Annotated in this window: 2 protein-coding genes; one reads left to right on the top strand and one right to left on the bottom strand. The window is 69.9% G+C overall.

What is annotated here, in order from left to right; genetic code table 11:
* The coding region (gene efeB, locus WBP48_RS15540) for an iron uptake transporter deferrochelatase/peroxidase subunit (protein ID WP_424441661.1) at positions 1-1,210 on the top strand (1,210 nt) is incomplete at its 5' end.
* Between the two features lie 81 nt (positions 1,211-1,291).
* Here efeB and WBP48_RS15535 read toward each other — a convergent pair.
* The coding region (locus WBP48_RS15535) for a DNA glycosylase AlkZ-like family protein (protein ID WP_424441660.1) at positions 1,292-1,580 on the bottom strand (289 nt) is incomplete at its 5' end.

Genomic DNA, 1,580 nt, shown 5'->3' with positions numbered 1-1,580 from the left:
AGGGCTCGCGGTCGGCGCGGGCGCGGGATCGGCGGCCGGCGTCGCAGTGGGTCGAGCACGGGCGGGGGATGCCGCGGCATCCGTCTACGAGTTCTTCGGCGCTCATCAGGCGGGTATCACGACGCCGGTGCAGGACCACCTGCACTTCGCAGCCTTCGACATGATGGCGCGAACCTCGCGCGACGACCTCATCGAGTTGCTGCAGGACTGGACATATGCCGCGTCGCGCATGACCCAGGGACTGGACGTCTCGGCGACGGGCGCGGTCGGCGGCTCGCCCGAGGCACCGCCCGACGATACCGGCGAAGCGCTCGGCCTTGCCGCGAACGGGCTGACGATCACGTTCGGATTCGGGCCGACGCTCTTCGCCGCGGACGACGGCGCGGATCGGTACGGGCTGGCGGCGCTGCGACCCGCGGCGCTGCAGAAGCTGCCCCTGTTCCTCGGCGACGACCTCGTCCCGGAGCACTCCGGCGGTGACCTGTGCATTCAGGCGTGCGCCGACGATCCGCAGGTCGCGGTGCACGCCGTCCGCAACCTCAGCCGCATCGCGTTCGGCCGGGCGCGGTTGAGGTGGTCGCAGCTCGGGTTCGGCAAGACCTCGAAGACGACCGCCGATCAGGCCACACCCCGTAACCTCTTCGGGTTCAAGGACGGGACGGCGAACATCCTCGCCGACGACACGGCCGCCCTCGACGAGTTCGTGTGGGTCGCGGATGCCGACGAGCCGGCGTGGCTTGCCGGAGGGTCGTACCTCGTGGCGCGCAAGATCGCGATGCTCATCGAGACGTGGGACCGTGTGCGCCTGATCGAGCAGAACCAGATCATCGGCCGCGACAAGGCCGAGGGTGCACCGCTGTCCGGCGGCACCGAGCAGACCGAACCCGACTTCACGGCGGCGAGCGCCATCGCATCCCCCGCGATCGACCCCGCCAGCCACGTGCGGCTCGCGCATCCTGAGTTCAACGACGGCAACCGCATCCTCCGCCGCGGCTACAACTACGTCGACGGCAACAACGAACTCGGACGGCTGGACGCAGGGCTGTTCTTCCTGTCGTACCAGCGCTCCCCCGACCAGTTCGTCTCGCTGCAGCGCGCCCTGTCGACCGACCTCATGAACGAGTACATCCGGCACGTCGGCTCGGGTGTGTGGGCGATTCCACCCGGCGCTGCGGCGGGCTCGTACGTCGGCGCGGAGCTGTTCGCGTAGCTTCTCGTTCTTCAGGTGGCGTTTCCCGCGGGAATCGCAGTGGGATATCCGCGGGAGGCGCCACCTGAACCGTCGATGCGGTCAGCCGCGGATGAAGCGCGCGTAGCGGGCGAGGGCGGCGTCGACGGATGCCGGGTCCACGGCATCCATGTGCAACTCGTACTCGGGCTCGAGGTGGTGCTTGCCGGCCGCGAGCGAATGGCGCCACACCCCGACGATCTCACCGCCCGCGAGGAGGATCGGCTTCACCAGGCCGTTCACGCCCGGCCCGACGGTCGCGGCCCGCTCGGGCGGGCACGCCGCAGAGCGATCAGCGTAGGAGATGTAGTACTCCTCGAACGGCGGGAGGGCCACGACGGCGCGTGTCGGG

The organism is Microbacterium sp. (assembly GCF_049661145.1).
GTDB lineage: Bacteria > Actinomycetota > Actinomycetes > Actinomycetales > Microbacteriaceae > Microbacterium.
This window is presented reverse-complemented; position numbering and strand designations above follow the sequence as displayed.